The organism is Brevundimonas sp. (assembly GCF_031412435.1).
In the GTDB taxonomy this organism is placed as follows: domain Bacteria; phylum Pseudomonadota; class Alphaproteobacteria; order Caulobacterales; family Caulobacteraceae; genus Brevundimonas.
Genome location: NZ_JANODA010000075.1, coordinates 1 through 7,700, shown reverse-complemented (window position 1 = coordinate 7,700; position 7,700 = coordinate 1). Strand labels below are relative to the sequence as shown.

Here is a 7,700-nt window from a genome sequence, read left to right as displayed (position 1 = left end):
CCTGGCCCGTCCGACCGCCGACGGCGTTCGCGAGCCTCTGAACCGTCGCGCCACCATCGGCATCAACTTCTAAGAACGACTGACAAGGGTCCCGTTCCCGCAAAGGAGCGGGACCCTATCAGACCGAAATAGAAGACGTCGAAGGCGGGGCGAAAGCCCCGATGCTATCAGACAAGACAATGCGAGCCCGCCCATCTCGATCGAGATCGGCGGGCTCGTTTCTTCTTGCGACCGTCTCGCCTTTCGACGGCCCGAGGCAGACGTCGCAGTTGACGCCGGTCGAGGTCATCGGCAAACGGACCACGCTTTTCCAGGTTATCCGCGCGTTGCCGAACGTGCCGGCAGACATCTCGGTTCGGAACGCGCCATGCTTCGCTTTTTCAAGATCCTATTGGGGGGCCTCCCGGACCGCATCCGTCGCGCCGAAGATCGGCTCAGGCTGATCACTCAGCATCAGGCCGCGATGTCGTTAGCGTTCGACGAGCACCGTCGCGAGACGCGCACGATGCTCACGGCGCTGTCCCTCCCAGACCCGTCGCTCTGGCGGAACCAGCCGCCGCTGGTGCCAGGCCAACCGGCAGAGAACGCCTTCCCGGCCGCGACCATGTGCCGCCAGTCCAGCTTCGAGGAACCCTATTTCTCCTTCTGGACCGCACGACTGGGTGAGGCGCTCCGCTATCACCGCAAGCTTTGGGAGTTCGTCTTCATTTGCCAGGCCCTGTGGGAGCGCGGCGCGGTGAAGCCCGGCTTGCGTGGCCTCGGCTTCGGCGTGGGCCTGGAGCCCCTGCCAGCCTTCTTCGCCTCCGAGGGATGCGAAGTTGTCGCCACCGACCTCAGCCCGGACGCGGCCGCCGCCGAGGGCTGGATCCAGTCCTCCCAGCACGCGATGGACAAGGCGGCGCTGCGTCGCCCGCAGGTCTGTCCCGACGACCTGTTCGAGCAAAATGTCTCGATGCGTCAGTGCGACATGAACGCGATCCCCTCCGATCTGGTCGACTTCGACTTCTGCTGGTCGGCCTGCGCCCTGGAGCACCTGGGTTCGATCGAGAGAGGTCTGGACTTCATCGTCAACTCGGTGGCCTGCCTCAAGCCCGGCGGCTGGGCCGTCCATACGACCGAGTTCAACGTGAGTTCGGACACCGAGACCGTCGACAATATGTCGACCGTCCTGTTCCGGCGCAGCGATCTGGAAGACTTGGCCACGCGGTTGAATGCGGCCGGGCACCATGCCGCAGTGTTCGACTTCGAACCCGGGACGAAGCCTGTGGATGTCTATATCGACTTGCCGCCTTACCGCGCGGAACCTCATCTGACGGTCGCGCTCATGGGCTATGCCACGACCTCTATCGGCGTGATCGTCCAGCGCGGCGCGGCCTGACCGTCAGCCCGCGCTGTCGGACGCCGAATCGTCCTGCCGACGACGGAACGGGAACGGGCGTCTCACGGCCTCGGCCGGCTCTGGGCGGAGCGGCGCCTTCATCATCCAGCGGGCCAGCCGAAGCCACGACGTGACCCTGACCCCCCGTACGCCCGCTATGTAGGGCGCGCCGAAATGGTAGTCGATGATCGCTCTCAGATAGACCCGGTTTCCTGCATCCAGGGTGACGGCCCTGCGAATGAGGCGTCGGGCGTCCGCCACGTCTCCGTTCAGCCAGCAAATATGGGCCGCCCAGGCATGCAGATGGGCCACGTCGCCCGCCCGCGACAGGACCTCGTCGGCGATCGCCCGGGCCTCGGTCGTAAGGCCGGCGTGCAGGAAGGCGTTGCCGAGGTCGACCACGTAGGTCAGGGAGCGGTCGCTCTGCTGAACCAAGACCGCCAGGATCGACAGGGCCTCGTCGTGCCGGCCCTCCTGACTGAGCAGGCGGGCCAGGCTGACCTGGGCGTGCCAGTTCCCCGGGCTGACGTCCAGGGCGCGACGCGCCAGAGACAGCGCTGTCGCCACCCTGCGACGCGGTTGGGAGGCGGCGAGTTCGCCCAGGTAGATGCCGTTGGCGCTTCGGTTCCGACGGGCCTCTCGTCGGAAGGCCTGCGGGTCGAAGTCACCGTCCAGCAATCCGGCGATTAATGGGCCCAGAAGGCCTGCGTCGGACAGATAGGTCGTTACGGGATGGGCCGTATAGGGCAGGCGGATGAGGTGACAGGCGATATCCTGGGCGATCCGCTCGCCGTGCCAGCGGTCCGGGCCGATCGGATCGTAGACCACCACGGCGCGGGCCGAACAGGAGATCGGCCCGTTCGAGTCGGGCCGCCATCGGATGCGACGGAAGTCCTGAGACCAACGCCGCTCGTGCGCGGCCACCTTCGGATCAAGTGAATACTGGGGCGACAGCGCCAGGGCGTCGGTGGCTCCGGCGGCGTCGGCGAAGCGCAGCGCCCCATAGCCGCCCATGCTGGATCCATAGGTCACGACCCGAACCGCCCCCTCGGTCGCCGCCCGAACGGTCGCCATTGCAGCGTCCATGTCGGCGTACTGATACCAGTCATCGCCTCGCCCCATGACATGGATCGCGGAGATGCCCTGTGCCTGGAAATAGGCCTCGCCGAACCCCGGCCGATCAAACCCGTGGCCGATGCCGTAGTGGTCGAAGGTCACGACCCAACGATCGGCGTTCCCCGACGGAACGCGTCGTACGACCACATCCTTGCTGCGGAAAAGCTCGTCCGCTTCGAGCGCGGTTCCGGAAAGCGACCCCATCCCGGACACATAGAACATCGGACGCAGAGGGCCAATGCCGCGATCAGCCCGTCAGGTGTCGAAGGTCGCCTCGATGACGTCGCAGACGCGGTCGATGTCGGCGTCGGTCAGGGCGCTGCCTGAGGGAAGGCACAGACCGTTGGCGAACAGCACCTCGGCTACCCCGTCGTTGATCGTCAGGGCGTCCCGGAACACGGGCTGCAGATGCATCGGCTTCCAGACCGGTCGGGCCTCGATGTTGGCGGCGTCCAGGGCGATGCGGAGGCGGTCGGGGCTGGCGACGAACTCGGGGTCCACCAGCATGACGGTCAGCCAGCGGGTGTGGCGGCGACCGGGAGCCTCCGGAGCGAAGGCGACCCCATAGCGACCACCCAGTCGGGCCTCGTATCGATCGAAGATGGCGCGGCGACGAGCGACCTTGGCCTCCAGCGTTTCCATCTGGGCCAGGCCCAGGGCCGCGGCCAGACTGAGCATCCGGTAGTTGAAGCCGACTTCGGCGTGTTCGTAGTGAACCGCAGGGAGGCGGGCCGCAGCGGCCAGGTTGCGGGCGCGGGCGATCAAGGCCCCGTCACCGGACGCCAGCATGCCGCCGCCGCCGGTCGTGACGATCTTGTTGCCGTTGAAAGAGAAGGCCGCCGCCGCCGCGCCGTGGCCCGCGTGGCGGCCGTTCAGGGTCGCGCCTACGGCCTCGGCCGAGTCGAGGATCACCGGAACGCCATGGGCGTCGGCGATCTCGCGGATCGCGTCGATGTCGCAGCACTGGCCGTAGAGATCGGCGGGGAGCACCGCGCGGACGGTCAGACCCTCGGCCCGGGCGCGGTCGAAGGCCTGTTCGAGCAGACGAGGATCGAGATTCCAGTCGGCGGGGCTGCAATCCACGAAGATCGGCTTCGCGCCCGCATGGACGATGGGGCTGACGCCGCCGATGAAGGTCAGGGTCGGGCAGATGACCGCGTCGCCGGGCTTGAGGTCCAGCATCGTCAGGGCCAGGTGCAGGGCGGCGGTGCCGGAGGAGACGGCCGTTGCATGGGCGAATCCGGTCGCCTCGGCGAAGGCGCGCTCGAACGCCTCGACCACCGGACCGGCCGACGACACCCAGCCGGCGTCGAAGGTCTCGAGCAGACGGGCGCGCTCGGCGGGGCCGATATCGGGCGCGGACAGGGGGATGCGGGCGGGTGCGGTCACCGGTGCAGGTGACGCTGTGTCGCCGATTTCCGCAAGCCGGGGGTTAGCCGCTGGTGCGGATCAGGACGGCGTCGGAGGCCGGACGGGCAGGGGGCTGGCGGTCGATCATCGACTGGCCGATGGCGATGACGAGGGTGGCGGTGACGACGGCGGACGCGACGGCTGCGACCACCATCTTCGCGCCTTGCGCCAGATGACCGTCGCCGCGATTCCAGATGTCCTGATCCATGCCGCTCCCCCGAGTCGTCAGCAGGCTCAAGGACCACGCCTAACATCAGGACGCAAGTCACTGAACCGTGTGCGTTAAACATATTCTGGCCGGCGCCTGTCGGCGCCGGCCAGAACTCTGTTGAAGCACTATCGCTCGGGACGCGGTCCCTCACTGCTTGAGCGTGGATCAGCCCGTGAACGGACGGATCAGGATCTCGACGCGGCGGTTCTGGGCGCGGCCCTCGGCGGTGGCGTTGGAGGCGACCGGAACCCGCGACGACTGGCCGGCGACGAACAGGCGTTCGCGCAGCACGCCGCGACCGATCAGGGCGTCGGCGACCGACAGGGCGCGGCGCTCTGACAGGGGCTGGTTTATGGCGTCGCCGCCGCTGGAGTCGGTGTGGCCGACGATGTCCACCACCGACCGGTCGTACTCCTGCAACACCGCCGCAACATCGGACAGCACCGCGTCGAAACGCGGCTCGATGTTCGACTGGTTCACGGCAAAGGTGACGTCCGACGGCATCCGCAGGACCAGGTTGTCGCCCTGACGCGCCACGCCGACGCCGGTGCCCGAAAGCTGGGCCTCCAGGGCGCGCTGCTGGCGGTCCATGTAGTTGCCGACGGCCGCGCCGCCCAGGGCGCCGACACCGGCGCCGATCAGGGCGTTGCGACGGCCCTGCTCGCCGTCCGAGGTGTTGGTCAGATAGCCGAGCACCGCGCCGCCCAGGGCGCCTGCCAGGATGCCGGTGCCGGTGTTGTTGCGGGTCGGCGACGAGGAATAGGGGTCGGTCGTGGTGCAGGCGGTGGCGCCCAGCATGGCGGCGACGCCGAGGCCCGTGACGATCAGGTTCATACGCATGAGTTGGTCCTTTGAATGTACGCGTCCGTATCGACGGCAAACGTCGCCTTACGGTGGAGGTTCCACCCTGACCCCGGGATGAACAAACCTGATGGACGCGACATTGCGACCTCAATCTGCCAATTTTCGTCGGCAGGGCGTATGAACGTCTCCCCGGCGCTCTCTGGATCGCCGCGCACGAACTGAAAGGCCCGCCTGTGACCTCCACCCTCGACGCCCCTTCCGTCGCCGCCGAAGGCATCAGGCCGGTCTCCATGTCGCGCTACGACAAGGACTTCCAGGGCTTCAGCGACGATCTGGGCGCCTCGTTCAAACGCTATGGCTTCGCCGTGATCTCGGACCACGGTCTGGACGAGGACGTGATCAGGGCGGCGATCGACGACGCGAAAACCTTCTTCGCCCTGCCGGAAGACGTGAAACGGCAGTACCACCAGCCGGGCACGGGCGGGGCGCGCGGCCTGACGCCGTTCGGGGTCGAGGCGGCCAAGGGAGCGGCCGCCGTGGATCTGAAGGAGTTCTGGCACGTCGGGCGCGAACTGCCGGAGGGGCATCCCTATCGCCGGTACATGCGCGACAACGTCTGGCCGACCGAGGTCCCGGGTTTCAGGCCGCATTTCTACGGGATGTTCGAGGCCCTGGACCAGCTGGGCCGCAAGGTGCTCAAGGCCATCGCCCGCTACATGAAGCTCGGTGACGACTTCTTCGAGGACAAGGTCGAGCTGGGGAACTCCATCCTGCGCATGCTTCACTATCCGCCGGTGCCGGCCGGGGCGCCGGGCGTGCGGGCGGGCGCGCACGAGGACATCAACGTCATCACCCTGCTGCTGGGGGCCGAAGAGGCCGGGCTGCAGCTGAAGGACGCCGATGGAGAGTGGCTGGAGGTGGCGCCGCCGCCGGGCGCCCTGGTGGTGAACATCGGTGACATGCTCCAGCGGCTGACCAACCACGTCCTGCCGTCGACCAGCCACCGGGTGGTCAATCCCGCGCCGGACCGGGCCAGCTTCGCGCGCTATTCGACGCCCTTCTTCCTGCACTTCAACCCGGACTTCGTGATCGAGACCCTGCCGTCGACGGTCACGCCGGAGAACCCGGATCGCTATGCCGGTAAGTCGATCATGGCCGAGGACTTCCTGACCGAGCGGCTGAAGGAAATCCGGCTGCTGTGACCCCTGCTTTCGTCATTCCGGGTCTAGGCTTCGCTCGCCCGGAATGGCGAAAGAAAATCAGGCTGGTTCGGCTTCCGCCTGCGTCGCGCCGGGGCTGACGGCGAACTGGCCGCCCCGGCGGTAGCGCCACAGGTAGGATGGCGCGATGGCCTCCAGGCCGGTGGCCTCGATCCCCAACGTCGAAAGATCCTCCGCGCCCGCAGCCACGACATTGTCGGTCTTCAGCATCAGGACCTGGTCCTGCGTCAGGACCGGCGGAATGCCGAGGACGGCTGTGATCTGGGCCAGTGATCCGATCATCGAGGCCGCGAAGAAGGGAAGGGGCGCCAGGAGGCGTTTGCGGCCGGTCTCGCGCAGGATGTATTCGAGGATCTGTTTGAACGACCAGACCTCCGGACCGCCCAGCTCGAAGGTGCGGCCGGCGGCGTCTGAGCGGACGGCCGAGCGGGCGATGGCCTCGGCCACGTCGCCGACCCAGACCGGCTGGAACTTCGTCTCGCCGCCGCCGATCAGGGGCAGGGCGGGGCTCATCGTGGCCATGGAGGCGAAGCGGTTCAGGAAGCCGTCGCCGTTCCCGAACACGATCGAGGGTCGCAGGATGACCGCGTCCGGCTTGATGGCGCGAACGGCAGCTTCGGCCTGGCCTTTCGAGCGACCGTACTCGCCTTCGGACCGGGCGTCGGCGCCGATGGCCGACATCTGGACCAGCCGGCCGACGTTCGCGGCGACGCAGGCCTCTGCGATGTTGCGGCTGCCTTCGACGTGGGATTTCTCGAAGCCGCGCCCCGGGCTCTCGAACAGGATGCCGACCAGGTTCACGGCTGCATCAGCGCCCTTCAGGGCGGCGGCCACGTCGGCGGGGCTGGTGATGTCGCAGCGAACGGGCTGGATCTGGCCGACGTCGCCGAGGATGCGCAGGTCCTGGGCAAGGGCGGGCTTGCGGACGGCGACGCGGACGCGCCAGCCCTGGCGGGCCAGGGCGCGGACGGCCTGGGTTCCGATGAAGCCGGAGCCGCCGAAGACGGTGACCAGGCCGGGGGTGGATTCGGACATCGGGCGTTCCTCGCGTGCGTCGTGAAAGCCCGCAAGGGCCTTGCATGGCGGGGATAGACGATGGGCGATACGGCCGCAACGCGGGGGCGGGGCCAGAGCGGCGACAAAAGCGCCGAAAACCGTGTTGACCCGTCACAAACACTGCCTTAAGGGTCCGCGCCTTCCGGTCAGGCACGCGTTTCGGCGCGCGTCTCCGGGGCCCAGGTGGCGGAATTGGTAGACGCGCTGGCTTCAGGTGCCAGTGATAGAAATGTCGTGGAGGTTCGAGTCCTCTCCTGGGCACCAGTTTCAAACGGCGTCGTACCGAAAGGTGCGGCGCCGTTTTCGTTTCTGCCCTCTCCCCTTGCGGGAGAGGGAGCCCGCGCACGGCGGCGGAGCCGTCGTTCTGGCGCGGTCGGGTGAGCAACCATGTTCAGGCGGGTTTGGCTTTGGCCCATGGTTGGCCTCTGGCGAGGATGAGGTTTGCGGCCTCGACGAGCTTTCGCATGACGGCGACTATGACGAGCTTTGGAGGCTTTCCGGTGCC

7 protein-coding genes and 1 tRNA gene are annotated in these 7,700 nt (G+C 67.6%); 3 read left to right on the top strand and 5 right to left on the bottom strand.

The window, feature by feature from the left end:
• Positions 1 to 367 precede the first annotated feature (367 nt).
• Entirely contained in the window at positions 368 to 1,378 is a 1,011-nt protein-coding gene (locus RMO01_RS14475; RefSeq protein ID WP_309629764.1) for a class I SAM-dependent methyltransferase, read from the top strand.
• Positions 1,379 to 1,381: 3 nt separating this feature from the next.
• On the opposite strand, the gene RMO01_RS14470 is transcribed toward RMO01_RS14475, so the two are convergent.
• The 4 genes from RMO01_RS14470 to RMO01_RS14455 form a co-directional block, all read right to left on the bottom strand.
• Positions 1,382 to 2,596 (bottom strand): tetratricopeptide repeat protein, encoded by a 1,215-nt coding sequence (locus RMO01_RS14470; protein ID WP_309629763.1) that lies wholly within the window; start codon positions 2,594 to 2,596, stop codon positions 1,382 to 1,384.
• A 153-nt stretch (positions 2,597 to 2,749) separates the two neighbouring features.
• Positions 2,750 to 3,883: an aminotransferase class I/II-fold pyridoxal phosphate-dependent enzyme gene (locus RMO01_RS14465; RefSeq protein WP_309629762.1), complete on the bottom strand. Its 1,134-nt coding sequence runs from the start codon at positions 3,881 to 3,883 to the stop codon at positions 2,750 to 2,752.
• 43 nt (positions 3,884 to 3,926) lie between these two features.
• A complete protein-coding gene (locus RMO01_RS14460) occupies positions 3,927 to 4,112 on the bottom strand; it encodes a hypothetical protein (protein ID WP_309629761.1) in 186 nt (61 codons plus the stop codon).
• A 168-nt stretch (positions 4,113 to 4,280) separates the two neighbouring features.
• On the bottom strand, positions 4,281 to 4,955 hold the full coding sequence (locus tag RMO01_RS14455) for an OmpA family protein (protein ID WP_309629760.1): 675 nt from the start codon (positions 4,953 to 4,955) through the stop codon (positions 4,281 to 4,283).
• A gap of 254 nt (positions 4,956 to 5,209) precedes the next feature.
• Here RMO01_RS14455 and RMO01_RS14450 point away from each other — a divergent pair, with 254 nt between their 5' ends.
• Positions 5,210 to 6,121, top strand: coding sequence for a 2-oxoglutarate and iron-dependent oxygenase domain-containing protein (locus RMO01_RS14450; protein WP_309629765.1), 912 nt, complete (start codon positions 5,210 to 5,212; stop codon positions 6,119 to 6,121).
• Positions 6,122 to 6,178: 57 nt separating this feature from the next.
• On the opposite strand, the gene RMO01_RS14445 is transcribed toward RMO01_RS14450, so the two are convergent.
• Positions 6,179 to 7,174 (bottom strand): complex I NDUFA9 subunit family protein, encoded by a 996-nt coding sequence (locus tag RMO01_RS14445; RefSeq protein ID WP_309629759.1) that lies wholly within the window; start codon positions 7,172 to 7,174, stop codon positions 6,179 to 6,181.
• A gap of 198 nt (positions 7,175 to 7,372) precedes the next feature.
• On the opposite strand from RMO01_RS14445, the gene RMO01_RS14440 reads away from it, so the two are divergent.
• A tRNA-Leu gene (locus tag RMO01_RS14440) sits at positions 7,373 to 7,459 on the top strand.
• The last annotated feature ends 241 nt before the right edge of the window (positions 7,460 to 7,700 follow it).

Bases quoted from the DNA above. Each gene is read 5' to 3' on its own strand.
- RMO01_RS14475 (WP_309629764.1), top strand. From the start codon at position 368: ATGCTTCGCTTTTTCAAGATCCTATTGGGGGGCCTCCCGGACCGCATC.
- RMO01_RS14450 (WP_309629765.1), top strand. From the start codon at position 5,210: ATGTCGCGCTACGACAAGGACTTCCAGGGCTTCAGCGACGATCTGGGC.
- RMO01_RS14460 (WP_309629761.1), bottom strand. From the start codon at position 4,112: ATGGATCAGGACATCTGGAATCGCGGCGACGGTCATCTGGCGCAAGGC.
- RMO01_RS14445 (WP_309629759.1), bottom strand. From the start codon at position 7,174: ATGTCCGAATCCACCCCCGGCCTGGTCACCGTCTTCGGCGGCTCCGGC.
- RMO01_RS14455 (WP_309629760.1), bottom strand. From the start codon at position 4,955: ATGCGTATGAACCTGATCGTCACGGGCCTCGGCGTCGCCGCCATGCTG.